We start from the raw sequence: 17,009 nt of genomic DNA, 5'->3' as shown, positions 1-17,009 counted from the left end.
GGTGGTGGGGGCCGCGACGGCCTGTGTTCCCGGGGATGTTCCCGGAGGGGACGCGCTGCCGGCGACCGCTGTTCCCGCGTCCGGAGTGCCCGAGGCCGTCGCGCCTGGTGCCGGTGTCGAGCCCGTCGGAGCACCCGTCCCACTCACGGCCGTTCCCGCGGCCGGGGTGGGCGCCACGGGATTCGCGCCTGTCCTGGGCGCACCCGGAGCGGGAGCTATCGCCGCCGCGGCGCCCGGCGCGGCCGGTGTGGTGGGTGGTGCCGAGGAGGGCGTCGCTCCGGGAACGAGCGTCTGGGTGACGCCCGCCGCCGTCGCGTTCGCTGCGACGCCCGGGCCAGACACCGACGTGGCACCCACCACCGGAGCCGGTGCTCCAGGAGCCGTCGTCGCGCCGCCCGCCGCGTTCGCCGGTGCCCCAGGCCCCGCCGTGGGCCTGCTGCCCGCCGCGTTCGCCGGTGCTCCAGCGCTCGCAGTCGGCGTTCCTCCCACCACCGCGGGCGCGGGCCGCTCCGGCAGCGCGCGGCGAATCTCCATGCCCGCCACCACCACGATGACCGCCGCGATGCCGAGGAAGCCCACCGCCTGCGCCACCGTCTCCACGCGCGGTGGCAATCTCCGGCCGCTCGCCGCCTCCACCATCAGCAGCGCCACCCGGCCTCCATCCAACCCGGGCACGGGCAGCATCATCAGGAGCGCGAGCGCCACGGACGCCGTCACCAAGGCGCGCATCAGCGAGTCCATCCCGGACGACGCCGCGTCCGACGACTCCTGCCGCATCAGCGCTCCCGGCCCCACGGCGCCCGTGTGCTCCGGCCCGCGCACCAGCCGCACCAGCGTCGACAGGCCCTCGGCCGCCACGCTGCCGGTGTGCGCGAACGCATGCCCCAGCGCCTCGCCCGCGCCGTGCGCGCGGTACACGTACTGCTGGCTCACGCCGATGCGGCCCTCGCCCCGCTCATCCGGACGCGGGCGCACCTGCACCGTGCGCTGCGTGCCCTGCCGCTCCACGCCCAGCTCCAGCGGACGGCCCGGTGAGCGCGCCACCTGCTCCACGAACTCCGACCAGTTCTTCAGCGGCTGTCCCGCCACCGTGACGATGCGGTCCCCCGGCAACAGCTGCGCGCGCGCCGCCTCCGAGCCGGGCTGCACCGTGCCCACCGTCAGCGGCACCACCACGTGCGTGCCCGACGTGTACAACGAGAACAGCAGCCCCAGCGCGAGCAGGTAGTTGGCCAGGGGCCCCGCCAGGATGATGACCATCCGCCGCAGCGGGCCCAGCACCTGGAAGCCGCCGTCCTCCGCCGCGTCCGCGCGGTGCGGATTCATCCCCTGCACGTGCGCGGTGGCCCCCAGCGGCACCGCGGCCAGCACGTACTGCGTGCCCCACAAGCGGAAGGACACCAGCGGCGGACCGAAGCCGAACACGAAGCGGGGGACCCTCACGCCGCACAGCCGCGCGGCGACGAGGTGCCCCAGTTCGTGCAGGGCCAACAGCCCTCCCAGGGCGAGCAGGACGAGCGCGTAGTGCATCCGGGAGCGCCGCTCCCTACAGCTTCCGCCGCTGCCCGGTCCGCTTGTAGGCCAGGTAGTCGGAGAGGATGGTGCCGTGGTCGAAGCACAGGTCCTTCGGCAGCGCGCTCGACGGGAAGGTCTTCGCCTCCGCCGCGTCGTCCGAGCCCGAGGGCTCGCCCTCCGCCGTGCCGATGTAGACGGTGGAGATGGTGTGCTGGCGCGGGTCTCTCTTCGGGTCCGAGTACGTGTGGAACTGCTCCACCAGCTTCACCGTCAGCCCCGTCTCCTCCTTCGCCTCGCGCACGGCCGCCGTCTCCAGCGACTCGCCCTCGTCCACGAAGCCGCCCGGCAGCGCCCAGCCCACCGGCGGATTCTTCCGGCGGATGAGGACGATGCGTTCACCCGCAAGCTCGATGATGCAGTCCACGGTGGGTTTGGGGTTGCGGTATTCGGCCATGGCACCGAGTGTAACCGCTGCCGCCACGATGCACTGCACCCAATGCACCCCGTGCGGTATGGTGCGCGCCGTGTCTACCCTCGGACGCTTTCGCCTCCTCGTCCCCGCCCTGCTCGTCGCGGGCATGTCTGGCTGCCTGCCCTACGCCCAGGAGCAGGGCGACTACGTCCTCACGCCCGTGGAAATCTACCGGGACGAGTGCGGGCTCGCGGCCAACCGCGAACCGTTCCGCGGCACCCTCCAGGTGACGGGCCGGGTCGTCCGCCTGGACTTCAGCCTGCTGGACAGCGAGCTCATCGGCTACTTCCTCGACGAGGGAGACGACTTCTCCATCGACGGCAGCGTGGTGAACGCCAGCGCCGAGGTGAACGGCCAGGAGTGTCTGCTGGACCAGGTGAACATCCACCTGGAGGGCAAGACGCGCTGCGAGACGCAGTTCGACGGCACCTTGCGCGTGCGCTACGACACCCAGCGCCCGGATGAGTGCGTCTGCGAACTGTGGCTGCGCTACGAAGCCGTCAAGGAGTCGAAGCGTTGTGAGTGACACGCTTGAGACCTGACGCGCGGGTTCCTAGAACAGAGGGGCGGTTGCCCACTCTGCGGAGGAGCCCATGGCTGAAACGCAGCACGAGATCAAATCGGTCCTGACGGAGAATCGCGTCTTCCCTCCCCCGGAGGCGTTCTCGAAGCAGGCCCACATCCGCAGCATGGAGGACTACCGGCGGCTGTGGGACGAGGCCGCCAGCAACCCGGAGAAGTACTGGGGCGACCGGGCCCGCGAGGAGCTCTACTGGAAGGAGCCCTTCCAGACGGTGCTGGACTGGAAGCCACCGCACGCGCGCTGGTTCGTCGAGGGCCGCACCAACCTCGCCTACAACTGTCTGGACCGCCACCTGGCGAAGCGCCGCGACAAGCCCGCCATCCTCTTCGAGGGCGAGCCCGGAGACCGGCGCCGCATCACCTACGGCGAGCTGGCGGTGGAGGTGAACCGGCTGGCCAACGGCCTCAAGTCGCTCGGCGTGCGCAAGGGAGACCGGGTGGGCATCTACCTGCCCATGGTGCCCGAGGCCGCGGTGGCCATGCTGGCGTGCGCGCGCATCGGCGCGGTGCACTCGGTGGTGTTCGGCGGCTTCTCCGCGGAGGCGCTCCACGAGCGCATGAACGACGCGGGCGCGAAGGTGCTGCTCACCGCGGACGGCGGCTGGCGCAAGGGCTCGGTGGTGCCCCTCCAGAAGAACGTGGAGGCGGCGCTGCCCCACATGAAGGCCATGGAGAAGGTCGTCGTGCTGCGGCGCACCGGCGAGTCGCTGTCCCTGAGTGACTCGAGGATGGTGGCCTGGGACGCGCTGGTGAAGGGCCAGTCCGACACCTGCGAGCCGGAGTGGGTGGAGAGCGAGCACCCGCTGTTCATCCTCTACACCTCCGGCTCCACCGGGAAGCCCAAGGGCGTGCTGCACACCACGGGCGGCTACGCGGTGAATACGTCGCTCACCACGCGCTGGGTGTTCGACTTGCGCGAGGACGACGTCTACTGGTGCACCGCGGACGTGGGCTGGGTGACGGGGCACAGCTACGTCGTCTACGGCCCGCTGATGAACGGCGTCACCACCGTCCTCTACGAGGGCGCGCCCACGCAGCCGGGGCCGGACCGCTTCTGGGAAATCATCGCGCGCTACAAGGCCACCATCCTCTACACCGCGCCCACCGCCATCCGCGCCTTCATGCGCCTGGGCGACGAGCACCCGCGCAAGCACGACATGTCCTCGCTGCGCCTCTTGGGCAGCGTGGGCGAGCCCATCAACCCCGAGGCGTGGATGTGGTACCGCGACGTCATCGGCGGCGGCCGCTGCCCCGTCGTGGACACGTGGTGGCAGACGGAGACGGGCGCCATCATGATTTCGCCGCTGCCGGGGGCCACGCCCACCAAGCCCGGCTCGGCCACCTTCCCGCTGCCCGGCATCCACGCCGAAATCCTGGACCGGCAGGGCAACCCGGTGCCTCGGGGGCAGGGCGGGCTGCTGTTCGTCACCCGGCCGTGGCCCTCCATGCTGCGCACCGTGTACGGCGACCCGGACCGCTACGTGCGCACGTACTTCAACGAGCTGCCCGGCATGTACTTCACCGGCGACGGCGCGCGCACCGACGCGGACGGCTACGTCTGGCTGATGGGCCGCGTGGACGACGTGGTGAATGTCGCCGGCCACCGCCTGGGCACCGCCGAGGTGGAGAGCGCGCTGGTGGCGCACGCGCGCGTGTCCGAGGCCGCCGTGGTGGGCCGCCCGGACGAGCTCAAGGGCACCGCGCTGGTGGCCTTCGTCACCCTGAAGCAGGGCAACGCGCCCTCGTCCGAGCTGAAGAAGGAGCTGGCCACGCACGTGGCGAAGGAGATTGGCGCCATCGCCCGGCCGGATGAAATCCGCTTCGCCGAGGCGCTGCCCAAGACGCGCTCCGGAAAAATCATGCGCCGGCTGCTGCGCGACGTGGCCGCGGGCAAGCAGTCCTCGCAGGACACCACCACGCTGGAGGACCTCAACGTCCTCGCCGCGCTGCGGCAGAACGACGAGTAGCGCACTTCGCCTCACCCCTCGGGGGCGGGACGACCTGACAGGTCCTCCCACTCCCGTTGGATTGCACGGCCTCGGACCCGCCACCACCGTGGAGGGCTCCGGGGCCGTTGTCATTTCTCACCCATTGAGGTCGGTTTCACCCCTCGTTTGAGCCCCCAATAATGTCAAAGGGTTGACAGGTGATGCGCGCGCGCGGCGCCTGCCCGGGGTGCAGGGAAGGGCGGGTTTCTCCCTTGTGCGACGCATTCTGTTGAGTCAGGTCAAACTAATACAGTCGAGTCATCTGACTTGTTAGGTTGACTGGAAAGATGCAATGGAATTAAAGGGGGTCGCGCTCGCCCCCCGGGCGCATGAACGTGCATTCCCTACGTTGTCCCCCTCCTCCCCCCGGACGTGTATCGATGGAACTGCGTAATCAGCTCGAATCTCCTCTCTTCACCCACTTCATCTCCGACTACACACAGCCCGTGGGGCCGGACCTGTTGGGGAGGACGGAGGACTTCTTCCGCTGGCAGGAGTCGCGGCGGGAGACGGGGCTGTGGCCGTTCTCGAGGAGCCTGGTGGCGGCGCCGGAGGCCGAGTGCGGCGTGCGCAATGAGACGGGCGTGGCCCGCCAGGGGCTGAACTTCGGCTCGCAGGACTACCTGTCGCTGTCCACGCATCCGGAAGTCATCGCGACGGCGCACCGGGCCATCGAGCAGTACGGGCTGCACAGCGCGGGCTCGGCGATGCTGGGTGGCAACACGACGCCGTCGCTGATGCTGGAGAAGGCCCTCGCCGAGCACCTGCAGATGCCGCACGTGGCGCTGTTCTCCTCGGGCTGGGGCGCGGGCTTTGGCACCATCGCCGGGCTGGTGCGCGCGGATGACCACGTGGTGATGGACGCGCTGTCGCACCAGTGCCTGCAGCAGGGCGCCATGGCCGCCACGCAGAACGTCACCCGCGTGCCGCACCTGAACAACCGCGCCATGCGCCGCAAGCTGCAGGAGATTCGCGCGAAGGACACGCGCAACGGCGTGCTGGTGGTCACCGAGGGCCTGTTCTCCATGGACTCGGACGTGCCGCGGCTGGAGGAGCTGCAGGCCATCTGCCACGAGTACGGCGCGACGCTGCTGGTGGACGTGGCGCATGACCTGGGCTCGCTGGGCCCCCGGGGCACGGGCGTGCTGGGCGCGCAGGGCATGCTGGGGAAGGTGGACCTGGTGGTGGGTGCCTTCTCGAAGACGTTCGCCTCCAACGGCGGCTTCCTGGCCACGCGCTCGCCGGCGGTGCGCCAGTTCGTGCGCACCATGGGCGGGCCGCACATCTTCTCCAACGCGCTGCTGCCCACGCAGGCCGCGGTGGTGCTGGAGGCGCTGCGCATCGTCCGCTCGGAGGAGGGCGAGGCGCTGCGTCAGAAGGCCCGCGCCAACATCCTCGCGCTGCGCGGCGCGTTCGCCGAGCGCGGCATCAAGTGCATGGGCGAGCCCTCCAACGTGGTGCCCGTGCCCGTGGGCGACGCGAAGGTGGCGCGGCTGGCGTCGAAGCTGGTGTTCGAGCGCGGCGTCTTCGCCAACCTCGTGGAGTACCCGGCCGTCCGCGTGCGCGAGTCGCGCTTCCGCATGCAGGTCATGTCCTCGCACACCGAGGAGCAGGCGCGGCATGCCGCCGAGGTGGTGCACGCCGCCATCGAGGAGGCCCGCTCCCTGGTGAATCCCCAGGCCCGTCCGTCCCGCGCGGCCCGGCACGAGGAGCGGCTCCAGGCCGAGGTGTGAGCCGAAGGGCTCGCGTGCCCCGGGAGTGGCCCGGGGCGCTCGGGCTCAGGTGTCGTCGCGGCTGGTGGCCGTCAGGTGGGTGACGTCACCCCACGTCACCAGCCGCAGCGTGCCGTCATGGGGGTGGTAGTCGAACTGGTTCCAGCCCGCGTTGAGCACCGAGAAGGTGCGCGGCGCCTGGGGCGGAATCCCCAGGCTGTGGCGGAACAGCAGGCTGAGCACGCCGCCGTGGGTCACCACCACGACGCGCCCGCCCCGGTGCCGGTGGCCCAGCTCGCTCAGGCACTCCACCGCGTGGCGCAGCCGCTGGGACGTGCTCTCGCCCTGCGGCACCACGTAGTCCGGCGCGCCCGCCGAGTACTCCGCGAACACGTCCGGGTGCCGCTCCCGGGCCTCCTCGCGCGTCAGCCCCTCCAGGATGCCCAGGCCCCGCTCGCGCAGCCGCGCATCCGGGGTGACGGCGTGGCCCGTGCGCGCGGAGATGCGCCGCGCCGTCTCCACCGCCCGGCCCAAATCACTGCAATACAGCGCGCTGAAGGACACCGACACCAGCCGCGCCGCGAGCGCGTCCGCCTGACGCTGGCCCTCGGGGTTCAGCGCGCTGTCCCGGTGGCCCTGCAGCCGGTTCTGCGAGTTCCACTCCGTCTCTCCATGGCGGAGCAGGATGAGCTCGGTCTTCAACGCGACCTCTCCAGGTGGGTAATCGCCTCTTCCAGCAGGGCGGCGACACCGCGGCGCACCACGTGCACCACCTTGTGGCTGTAGGCGGGGCCCCCGTGCGTGTAGTGCCCGCTCACCTTGTGGTGCAGCTCCGTGGCGCCCCACACCAGCACCAGGTCCGCCCAATCCAAGTCACTGCGCGCCCGGTCCGACGTGCGCCGCTCCGTGCCGTCCACCATGCGCAGCTCGATTTGATGGCCGAGCTTCTGATCCAGCTCCTCGCGCACCGCGGGCGAGCCGCCCACCACCACCACCTTGCGCACGCCGTGGCTGCGGCAGCTCTCCACGAAGGCGGCCTCCGCGCGCCGGTTGGCCGAGCCACCACAGCGCATGCAGTGGCTGCGCGGCTCCACGCGCAAGGGCTCGCGGCCGCTCGCCAGCGCCACCTTGAGGCAGGCCCCGTCCGCGCAGACGAAGAAGAAGCGGCTGTCCAACAGCTCGGCCGCCTTGAGCAGCTTGGGCTCGCTCATGCGCAGCTTGCCGGGTCGGGTGAGCCCCGCCTCCTCCAGCACCGCGCGGGCGCGGGTGCGGGCGTCCGGCAGGGTGATGCCCCGCGCCGCCATCCAGCCGTCGATGTCCTGGTCCGAGCTCACGGTTCGGTCGTTGTCGGAGAAGGCATAGCGGGGAACAGCTCCGTCTGCACGGCGGAAGGCGTGGAGGCGGGCCCCAGTCCGAGCGCCTCGCGCACCGGCCCGAAGCTGCGCCGGTGGATGGGCAGCACGCCCTTCTCGCGCAGCGCCTGCACGTGCTGCGGCGTCGGGTAGCCCTTGTGCGCCGCGAGCCCATAGCCGGGGTACTGCGCGTCCAGCTCCGCCATCAGCCTGTCCCGCGTCGTCTTCGCCAGCACGGACGCCGCGGCGATGCTCATGGACAGCGAGTCGCCCTTGATGATGCCGCGCTGGGGCGCGGGGCACTCCGGAATCTTCCGCGCGTCCACCAGCACGAAGTCCGGCTTCAGCCCCAGCCCCTCCACCGCGCGGCGCATGGCCAGCAGGCCCGCGTGGTAGATGTTGATGCGGTCGATCTCCTCCACCTCCGCCTGGCCCACCGCCCACGCCACCGCGTCGCGCTTGATGGCCACCGCCAGCTCCTCGCGCTTCTCCGCGTCGAGAATCTTCTTCGAGTCGTCCAGCCCCTTCAGCCGGTAGCCCTTGGGCAGCACGGCGGCGGCGGCCACCACCGGGCCGGCCAGCGGGGCCATGCCCGCCTCGTCCACGCCCGCCACGTGCATCATCCCCTGGTCCCACAGCTCCACCTCGAACTTCAGCAGGTGGCGCAGGCGCTGGCCCTCGGAGCGGTTCTTCTCCTGCCGGGCGCGGATGCGGCGCGCCAGCTCCCGGGCGCCTCGCCGCGAGTCCCCATCCAGGGCCTCCAGCAGGCCGGAGGGCACCGGGTGCGAACGGGTGACGAAGCGCTCCGTCAGCTCGGAGAGCGCGCACTGGAGGAGCTGTTCCACGCTGTCTGCGGACATGATGATGACGGCCGGGGGCCTACCTTGGAGGTAGCACGCCGGTCTTACCTCGTGGAGTGGGAACGCGGCGGCCGTCGAGAGCCGTTCCCCCAGCCGCCCTCCCGGGGCCGCCCGGCTGACGGGTCGCCCTGGAGGCAGGCAGGAGGAAGGACACGGGTGGGCCGGCATGACGCATGGCGTAAGCCGTACCTCAGCCGGTGGGCTCGGCACAACCACCCACGCGGGGAAGTTCCGCGGGGAGGGGCCAGGGGCCCGGTGCGCGAGAGGACGTTACGGGTTGAGCTGGAGCTGCAGCGTGCCGGGCTCGGGCACGCAGTTGCAGCTGTCGCAGGTCCACTGGACGCGCTCGGCGGAGGAGACCTTGGCGCCGGCGCTGGCCACCACGCGCACGGGACTGGGAGCGAGCGTCTCGTTGATGGCGGTGGTGACACCGCTCTCATCCGTGACGCCGGTGATGCTCACGTTCGACGTCAGGTTGGTGGCGGTGACGGTGGCGCCACGCACGCGGGCCCCCTCCGCCGTCACCACCTCCACCCGCAACGACACCAACTCCGCCTGGCAGTCATCGTCGCGCCGCTCCATGCGCGGGGCGTCGTCGCACGCCGCGAGGAGGGAGATGCCGATGAGCCACGAGAACCAACGCACCCGAACCATGATGCCGTCGAAGGTGGTGCTCGCGGCGACGCGCGGCAACGCTCGTGTCAGTCGGCGGACGGAGGTACACGCTCGCGCGCGAAGCGCGCCGCGCTCGAGTCCGGATAGCGGTGGATGACGTAGCGATAGACCTGCTCCGCGCGGGAAATTTCCTGCATCTTTTCTCCCAACACGCGCGCCAGGAGGACCAACGCGCGGGGCGCGGTGGGATCATCCGGTGCCACATCCGCCGCGGATTCCAACGCCTGTACCGCCAGTGGGAAGTTTCCTTCCACGGCCGCGGCCTGTCCGATGAACAGGTGGTGCGCCGGAGGGACACGCACCTTCGGTTGTCCTCTCAACGCTGCGTACAGGGCCATGGCCTGGGGCACGTCGCGCGACTCCACCGCGGACGCCAGCGCGGTGAGTTCCTCGTTCTCCGTGCGCCGCGCGGCATCCGGCATCTCGACGAGCGTCGCCCCCTCGGGTGCCTCGGGGAAGAGCTCGCCGTCGCGCATGGGCGGCGCGGCCAGGCGGGGCTTCGTGTCGCCCAGGACGGGCTCCAGGTAGTCGCGGTCCATGCCGTACCCCACCGAGTCCCCGCGCACGTACATCAGCAGCCCCAGCACGTGCGCCGCCGTGAAGGGCGCCAGCAGCGTCACGCCCTCCGCCAGCACGCGCGAGACGATGAACATGTCCACCGCCCGTAGCACGAGCGCCACGACGTGCGTCACCAGGTGCACCCCGCCCAGCAGCACGAGCACGCCCGTGGTCAGCAGGTAGTCGGAGCCCAGGTTGCGCGCCATCCGCACCATCCGCGGCACGTCGAGGATGACCGTGGGCGGCATTCCCGAGGCGGTGACGAGCAGCGCGAAGGGCAGCCACACCAGGCCCAGCAGCAGCAGGAGCCACAGCACGACGTCGGCCATCAGTCCCGGCGGCCTGGACTCTCCCGCCAGGACGAAGCCGAGCCCGACCCAGCCGGTGTACCCGAGCATGACGTAGAGCAGCGCCGGCAGGAACACGAGGGTGGTGGCCGTCAGGCCGCGGATGCCGGGGAGGAGGCCGTCGCGGAAGAAGTCGATGAACTCCGGCGTGTCCAGCTCCATCTCCCCCCGGGACGTGTCGCGCACCAGGGTGAAGAAGGTCCCCCAGAACATGCTGCCGTACAGCGCCAGGGGCAGCGGCTTCAGGAAGGGGAGGGACATCTCCATCATCCAGCCCAGGAACGCCAGGGCGAGGCTCACGGCCATCAGCACCGGGAGCCCGGAGGCGGTGAAGACGTAGCGCCAGGCGCGCTTCAGCCGCGTGGCCAGGGGCGTGCGCCGGCGGTGGGCGAGGATGGGCGAGGCGCCGCCGCCGCACAGGCCGCACCCCACCAACTCCACCGTCTGCGCGCGCCGTCCCACGGCGCAGTCCGGGCAGAGCGCCGCCGCGCACGTCTGGCAGCGCCAGCCGGCGGGAGCACGGGGGTGGGTCTTGCAGGAGGGAAGGGGGGAGTTCGCGTCCAGGACGTCCGGAGCCAGGGCGTTCATCGCCCCGGGAGACTACGCCGCTCCGGGGGCTTCATCCCAGGGGGCCCCCAGCCACGCCTGGTACGCGGCCTTCTGCGCGTCCGTGGGACGCTCCACCCGCGCCAGCCAGACGGCCTCCGCCGGCTTCTGCCCCAGCACCACCGGCACCTCCAGCAGCCTGTCGCGCCGGAACACCGTCACCCGCACCGTCTCGCCCGGCCGGCGGTCCTCGCACCGGCTCAGGAGGCTGGCGCCGTCCGTCTTCCAGCCGTCCAGCGCCACCACGTCGTCCTCGGCATAGAGGCCGGCCTCCTGCGCGGGCGAGCCGTCCAGCACCACACCCACCGTGGCGCTGCCCTTGATGGTGAGTCCCAACCACCCCTTGGGCCGGCTCTCGCCGCCCTTGCCCCGGGGGGGCGGGGTGCCGCCCTTGTCGCTGGTGGACTCGCGCGTGCGGAAGCCCGGCTCCAGCCCCACGTGCGAGAAGACCGAGTAGTCCAGCTCCTCCGTGGTGCGCAGCGCCCGGTCGAAGAAGGGCGTCAGGTCGATGCCCGCCACCTCGCTGGCCGCCGTCTCCACGCCGTCCTCCGGCACGCCGGAGCCGTCGCCGTGGCGCTGCCACAACAGGCGCATCACGTCGTCCAGGCTCTTCGCGTCCGAGGTGGCCCGCCGTATCTCCAGGTCCAGCAGCGCGGAGACGACTTCACCCTTGAGGTAGTAGGAGATGGCGCTGTTGGGCGAGTGCTCGTCCGGCCGGTAGTGCTTCACCCAGGCGACCAGCGAGGCCTCGGCCAGCGTCTGCACGCGGCGCCCGGGGGTGGAGTGCAGGTGGGTGAGCGTCTCGCCCAGGCGGGTGAGGTAGCGCTGCGCGGACATGAGCCCCGCGCGGCGCACGAAGAGGTTGTCGTAGTACGCGGTGGAGCCCTCGAAGGCCCACAGGAGCGAGGTGTAGTTCTCCTGCGAGTAGTCGAAGGGCACCAGCGCCCGGGGCTTCACCCGCTTGATGTTCCACAGGTGGAAGTACTCGTGCGCGGCCAGCGTGAGCAGGTCCTCCCAGCCGCGCGAGCTGGACAGGCCGGCGCGGGGGAAGAGCAGGGCGGTGCTGGCCTGGTGCTCCAGGCCCCCGCGGCCCTTGTCCGTCAGGTACAGCAGGAAGAGGTAGCGGGGGACGGGCAGCCCGCCGTACATGCGCGCCTGGGCCTCGCAGATGCGCTGCAGGTCCGAGCACAGCCGCTCCGCGTCCGCCACGTTGTCGCCCCACACCACCACCTCGTGCGGCACGCCCGCGGCGGTGAAGCCGAGCGCCGTGTGCGGGCCCACCTCGAAGGGGCTGTCCACCAGCACGTCGTAGTCCGGCGCGACGAAGGCGTCCGCGCGCTGGCCCAGGGCGCAGAACGTCCGCCAGCCCCTGGGCGCGTCCACGGTGACGTGGTGCTCCAGGTGGCGCGTGGCCTCGGTGTAGAGGAAGACGCAGGCGCCGTTGAAGTACGCGTGCGTGCCGTCCAGGTGGCTGGTGCGCACCGTCAACTCGTTGCAGTAGACGCGGTAGCGCAGGGTGACGGCGCGCCCTCCGGCCTGGACGCGCCAGGTGCGCTTGTCCACGCGCCGCGCCGGCAGCGGCGCCCCGTCCGGGCCGCTCGCCGTCAGGTCCTGCACGTGACGGGCGAACTCGCGCACCAGGTAGCTGCCCGGCGTCCACACCGGCAGGACGGCGTCGAGCGTCTCCGGCCCTTCCGGAAAGGTGGCCTCCACCTCCAACAGGTGGCTGTGCGGCCGGGGCATGGAAACGCGGTAGTGGACGGCTGGGGGCATGGCCGGGGTTCTCCCTCGCGGGGAAGGCTATTTCGCGCGGACGAGGACGGCACCGAAGAAGCCGTCGGTGCCGTGCGTGTGCGGCGCCAGTCTCAGGAAGGGGCCGGGACCGAGTCTTCCGCCCAGCTCGGCGCCGAGCAGCTCCGCCACCGGGCGCACGGTGAAGTCGGGGTGCTTGGAGAGGAAGTCCTCGATGACGGCCTCGTTCTCCTCGCGCAGCACGCTGCACGTGCCGTAGATGAGGCGGCCGCCGGGCTTCACGAGCATCGAGAAGCGCGCGAGCAGGGCCTTCTGCCGGCCGACGTGCATCTCCAGGTCCTCGGGCGTGAGGCGGTAGCGCGCGTCCGGCTTGCGGCGGAAGGTGCCGGTGCCGCTGCACGGCGCGTCCACCAGCACGCGGTCCGCCTTGCCCTTCAGCGGCTCCAGCGCGGCGTCCGCCTCCGGGCCCTCGTGGGGGATGAGCTGCACGCGGACGTTGTGCACGCCGGCGCGGCGGGCGCGCTTGCGCAGGTCCTCCATGCGGCGCTCGTCCACGTCCAGCGCGTGCAGGTCGCCGCGGTTCTTCATCTGCGCGGCCAGCTGCAGCGTCTTGCCGCCCGCGCCCGCGCAGGCGTCGACGACGCGCGTGGGGGGCGCGTCCACCAGCATGCCGAGCAGCTGGCTGCCCTCGTCCTGCAGCTCCAGGAAGCCCTCGCGGAAGCTCTCCAGCGAGAAGATGTTGAGGCGCGACTCCAGCACCAGGCCCATGGGCGACAGCGGGGTGGGGGTCGACTGCACGCCCTCGGCTTCGAGGCGCTTCGCCAGCGCGTCGCGGTCACCCTTGAGGAGGTTGGCGCGGGCGATGAGGGGAGCGCGCTCGTTCATCGCCTCGGCGGCGCGGGCGGCGTCAGCGCCGAACTGGGCGCGGAAGCGGTCGGCGAGGAAGTCCGGCAGGGAGGCGGCGATGGGGAAGCGCTCCTTCGCCGGGAGGGCCTCCAGCGCGGCGGCGGCCTCCGGCAGGGCGCCGAGGGCCGCGGCATCCGCGGGGCCCAGGGCGCTGGTGCGCACCACGGCGTCGACCGACTCACCGTAGAGGACGCGCGAGGCGGCCAGGCGCATCACGTCCTGGCGCGTCTTGTCGAGCGAGTCGAGGCGCGGGTGCGCGCGGGAGAGGAGGAAGTCCACGGTGCGCTGGCGGCGCAGCAGGCCGTAGACGCGCTCGGCCACGGCGCGGCGCTCGTTGGAGTAGAGGTGCTTCTTGTGGCGCAGGACGAAGTCGAGCGCCCGGTCCGAGAGGCGACCTTCGTGGCGGATGGAGCCGTAGGCCTCGAGGCACGCCTGGAGGACGAGGTCCTCGCGCAGGGGGCGCTCCGGACGTCCCGAGCGCTCCGGCTGCTCGTCGCGGGCGGAGGCCTCGGCGCGTCCCGGCCGCCCGGGGCGCTGAGGGCGGTCGAAGCGGGCGGGCCGCTCGGAGCGCTGGGGACGCTCGAAACGCTCGGGGCGCTGAGGACGCTCGGAGCGCTGAGGCCGCTCGAAACGCTCAGGGCGCTCAGCGCGTCCCGACTGCTCGGATTGCCCGGCGCGCCGCGGACGCTCGGCGCGTTCCGACCGCTCAGGCCTCTCATCGCGCCGCGGACGCTCGGCGCGTTCCGACCGCTCAGGCCTCTCATCGCGCCGCGGACGCTCGGCGCGTTCCGACTGCTCAGGCCGCCCCGCGCGCTCCGGGCGCTCGGCGCGCTGCGGGCGCTCGGAACGTTCCGGACGCTCGGGACGGCGCGGCTGAGAGGAGCGGTCCGGACGCTCGGAGGACGCGGGCTTGTTCCCGGGCCTGTCGGCGGAGGACCTCGGCGGGGCAGGGCGGGACTTGCGTTTCATGGCCATGGCGGGATGCGGCTTTGCATTCCCCGGGCCGCGTTGACAAGCGCGGAAAGCAAACCCGGGTGTCCGGGGACGGAAAGTCCCCCGGGCCACCCGGGCGGGCCGCGGCTTCCCAACAGGGGCGCCGGGGACCCCCACCCGGGACCCGGGCGAGGGCGTGTGAGAGTGAAACGGCTACCGGCGGCGCCGGCGGACCAGCCCGGCCACCAGCAGGCCCAGGGCGGGAACGAGGGCCGTGGGGCCCGCCGCGCAACCCCCGCCTCCAGGGCCGGGGCCACCGAGGTCGTCGTCACCATCCGAATTGCCGCCGCCGGGCAGCGTCGGCCGGTCCTCCGGCGTCTGCGGACCGGGCGTCGTCGGGTTGCCATTGCCATTGCCCGGGTCCGTCGGCTGGCCCGGCGTCTCCGTCGCGGTCACCTCCACGGTGGCGGTGGCCGTCTGGATGCGCGTTCCCTGCGTGGCCGTGGCCGTCACCGTGTACTGGCCGGCCTTCTCGTAGGTGTGCTCCACCGCCTCGCCCTCGCCCGAGCCGCCATCCCCGAAGTCCCACGTCACCTTCGCGCCCGCGGCGGGCGGGGTGGCGATGAAGCGGGCCACGTGCGGCGCCACGCCGCGCTCACCCTCGACGGTGACGGTCAGCGTGCCCGCGGGGGGCGTCTCCAGCGGGGGCAGGTCCTTGCGCAGCGTGAAGCTGTCGATCACCTTGTTCGCGGTCGTCACCAGCTCCGCGGTGAGCGTGCCGTCCACCACCTTCACGTCCAGGAAGCCGTGGGCGTTGTCGTCGCGGATGACGCTCCAGTCCGGCCTGGAGCCGGAGAAGGGCCGCAGGGACGCGCCGCCGCCGCCCACCACGAGGTAGGGGATGCCCGCCTGCGTCGAGCTGGCGATGGCGTCGCCCTTCATGGGCTTGCTGCGCTCGTAGTTGTGGTCATGCCCCGTGAGGACGAGGTCCACGCCGTACTTCTCGAAGATGGGCGCGAAGTTGCGGCGCATCGCGAGCTGCGAGCCGTGCTCGCCGCTGGACCAGGGCGGGTGGTGGAAGAAGACAATCTTCCAGGGCTGCGTGGTGCCGGCCAGGTCCTTCTCCAGCCACGCCTTCTGCGCGGCCAGCGCGCACCGGTCCGACGACGCGAGGCCAATGGCGCAGTTCGAGTCGAGCGCCACGAAGTGCACGTGCCCCCAGTCGAACGAGTAGTACCGCTCGCTGTTCGCCGGGTTGTTGGACGGCAGGTAGAGGTTGTCCAGGTACGGCTGCCCCTGGTTCGTCACGTACTCGTGGTTGCCCAGCGCCGCGAAGAAGGGCACCTCCGCCAGCAGCGCCTCCATGGGCTTGAAGAGATTGTTCTGGATTTCGGCCTCGGTGCCGTCCGAGTAGGCGTTGTCGCCCAGCGCCACGAACAGCTCCGGCCGGACCTTCAGCATCGCCGCGGCCACCAGCTTCTGGTTCGTGCCGCCCGTGCCGAAGTCCCCCACCGTGGTGAAGTGCACGCTGCGCGTCCCGGGCACCGGCGCGGTGCGGAAGCGCTTGGGCGCCGTCGCCTTGCCGCACGCGTCCACCACGTAGGTGTACTCGGTGCCGGGCTGCAGCCCCGTCAGCACCACCGCGTGGACCTTCCCCTTGGCCGTGGAGGCGGCCGTCTGGTGGGTCGCTCCCACGCCGTACTGCACGGTCGGTGAGCAGTCAGCCGCGAGACGGAAGGCCACCGTGGCCGTGTCCGGACCTACCTTCTGGAGGTAGGGGTCGCGGGGCAGGACGCCCGCGCATGCGACGCCCGCCATGAGCGTCAGCGCCGCCACCAGGGGCGCGAAGGGGAAGGTGGAATTGCGGTGCATGAAGCCTCCTCCCGAACCAGCTCGGGACGGAGGCCCAACCGTCTAATCTCCAACCTTCATCCAACAATCGATGTGACGGAGCAGGCGGCGGGGCGGGCGCACCCGCGACCGCCGCCTCCCCGGACGGGCGCTACTTCTTGAGGTCGTACGCGGTCAGCTCCTCGGTGCGCTCGCCCTCCTCGCGAATCTTCCCCACGCCCGGAGCGAGCCAGTAGTAGCGGACCTTGTCCGTCTTCACCTCGCCCTTGTCGTTGAGCTTGTCGCGCTGGACCTTGATGACGTCGGTGAAGGTGCCCGCCTTGACGGTCATCGTCAGGCCCTGCTCCACCACGCGCCAGTTGTACGTCGGGTCCGACTCCTCCCTCGAGCCGTCCCCCAGCACCGTCAGCTCCTGCACCGCGCTCTGGTAGGACCAGGGCAGCGAATCGGGGATGCGCGCCAGCGACTTCACCGTGGCCGGAGACCACGTGGTGGTGCGCACCAGGTTGCCGTCCTTGTGGTCCTCCTCGCGCAGGCGCACCACCAGGCCATTGGTCAGCTCGAGCTGATACGAGTACTCCTCGTAGAGCCCGGTGACGGTGCGGTCCTGCCGGCTGTGCACCAGCAGGGCCTTCCTGCCCGGCATGTCCGGCACGTCGCGCTCGCCCACCACCGTCACGTGCTTCTGGAAGCGGCCGTTGGGGCCGTTGTGCTCGGTGATGTCGTAGGTCCACGTGGAGCCGGCCGTCAGCGGCCACAGGCTGCTCGCCGGCTTCTCGGGGCCCGGATTCGGGCCCGGGTTCGGATTCGGATTCACCGGGTCGCCGGGGAGGTCCCCGGTCTGGTTCGGATTGCCCGAATCCGGCCCCGTGGGCAGGCTGCCCCCGCCTCCGCCGCACC

General features: G+C 71.6%; 14 protein-coding genes. 3 read left to right on the top strand and 11 right to left on the bottom strand.

The window, feature by feature from the left end:
- Both HG543_RS39005 and HG543_RS39000 read right to left on the bottom strand, forming a co-directional pair.
- Positions 1-1,530 (bottom strand): M50 family metallopeptidase (locus HG543_RS39005; RefSeq protein WP_169349996.1); only part of this gene is annotated, 1,530 nt, incomplete at its 3' end.
- Between the two features lie 16 nt (positions 1,531-1,546).
- Positions 1,547-1,969, bottom strand: a complete 423-nt coding sequence (locus HG543_RS39000) for an NUDIX domain-containing protein (RefSeq protein WP_169349995.1) — start codon at positions 1,967-1,969, stop codon at positions 1,547-1,549.
- A gap of 70 nt (positions 1,970-2,039) precedes the next feature.
- Here HG543_RS39000 and HG543_RS38995 point away from each other — a divergent pair, with 70 nt between their 5' ends.
- The 3 genes from HG543_RS38995 to HG543_RS38985 all read left to right on the top strand — a co-directional run bounded on the left by HG543_RS38995 (position 2,040) and on the right by HG543_RS38985 (position 6,290).
- Positions 2,040-2,513: a hypothetical protein gene (locus HG543_RS38995; protein ID WP_343073549.1), complete on the top strand. Its 474-nt coding sequence runs from the start codon at positions 2,040-2,042 to the stop codon at positions 2,511-2,513.
- A gap of 67 nt (positions 2,514-2,580) precedes the next feature.
- Positions 2,581-4,536: an acetate--CoA ligase gene (acs, locus tag HG543_RS38990; protein WP_169349994.1), complete on the top strand. Its 1,956-nt coding sequence runs from the start codon at positions 2,581-2,583 to the stop codon at positions 4,534-4,536.
- Between the two features lie 401 nt (positions 4,537-4,937).
- Positions 4,938-6,290 (top strand): aminotransferase class I/II-fold pyridoxal phosphate-dependent enzyme, encoded by a 1,353-nt coding sequence (locus HG543_RS38985; RefSeq protein ID WP_169349993.1) that lies wholly within the window; start codon positions 4,938-4,940, stop codon positions 6,288-6,290.
- Positions 6,291-6,335: 45 nt separating this feature from the next.
- On the opposite strand, the gene HG543_RS38980 is transcribed toward HG543_RS38985, so the two are convergent.
- From HG543_RS38980 to HG543_RS38940, 9 genes are all read right to left on the bottom strand, one after another.
- Complete coding sequence (locus HG543_RS38980) at positions 6,336-6,971, bottom strand: histidine phosphatase family protein (RefSeq protein WP_169349992.1); 636 nt, start codon at positions 6,969-6,971, stop codon at positions 6,336-6,338.
- Complete coding sequence (locus HG543_RS38975) at positions 6,968-7,603, bottom strand: hypothetical protein (protein WP_169349991.1); 636 nt, start codon at positions 7,601-7,603, stop codon at positions 6,968-6,970. Before HG543_RS38975 ends, HG543_RS38980 begins: the two co-directional genes overlap by 4 nt.
- Positions 7,600-8,481: a ribonuclease HII gene (gene rnhB, locus HG543_RS38970; protein WP_169349990.1), complete on the bottom strand. Its 882-nt coding sequence runs from the start codon at positions 8,479-8,481 to the stop codon at positions 7,600-7,602. Before rnhB ends, HG543_RS38975 begins: the two co-directional genes overlap by 4 nt.
- A 270-nt stretch (positions 8,482-8,751) precedes the next feature.
- Positions 8,752-9,174 (bottom strand): carboxypeptidase-like regulatory domain-containing protein, encoded by a 423-nt coding sequence (locus tag HG543_RS38965; RefSeq protein WP_169349989.1) that lies wholly within the window; start codon positions 9,172-9,174, stop codon positions 8,752-8,754.
- Between the two features lie 8 nt (positions 9,175-9,182).
- On the bottom strand, positions 9,183-10,649 hold the full coding sequence (locus tag HG543_RS38960; protein WP_169349988.1) for a B-box zinc finger protein: 1,467 nt from the start codon (positions 10,647-10,649) through the stop codon (positions 9,183-9,185).
- A 12-nt stretch (positions 10,650-10,661) separates the two neighbouring features.
- Positions 10,662-12,440, bottom strand: a complete 1,779-nt coding sequence (locus HG543_RS38955; RefSeq protein WP_169349987.1) for a M61 family metallopeptidase — start codon at positions 12,438-12,440, stop codon at positions 10,662-10,664.
- A 27-nt stretch (positions 12,441-12,467) separates the two neighbouring features.
- The gene (locus HG543_RS38950) at positions 12,468-13,781 is read right to left on the bottom strand and encodes an RsmB/NOP family class I SAM-dependent RNA methyltransferase (RefSeq protein WP_169349997.1); all 1,314 of its coding nucleotides are present in this window, start codon (positions 13,779-13,781) and stop codon (positions 12,468-12,470) included.
- 690 nt (positions 13,782-14,471) lie between these two features.
- Positions 14,472-16,130 carry a metallophosphoesterase gene (locus HG543_RS38945; RefSeq protein ID WP_169349986.1) on the bottom strand — a complete coding sequence of 553 codons (1,659 nt, stop codon included), beginning with the start codon at positions 16,128-16,130 and terminating at the stop codon, positions 14,472-14,474.
- A 130-nt stretch (positions 16,131-16,260) separates the two neighbouring features.
- On the bottom strand, positions 16,261-17,009 hold a 749-nt coding region (locus HG543_RS38940), incomplete at its 5' end, for a hypothetical protein (protein ID WP_169349985.1).

This window comes from Pyxidicoccus fallax (assembly GCF_012933655.1).
Taxonomy (GTDB): Bacteria; Myxococcota; Myxococcia; order Myxococcales; family Myxococcaceae; genus Myxococcus; species Myxococcus fallax.
The sequence above is the reverse complement of the archived record's forward strand: the minus strand, read 5'-3'. Positions and strand labels throughout refer to the sequence as shown.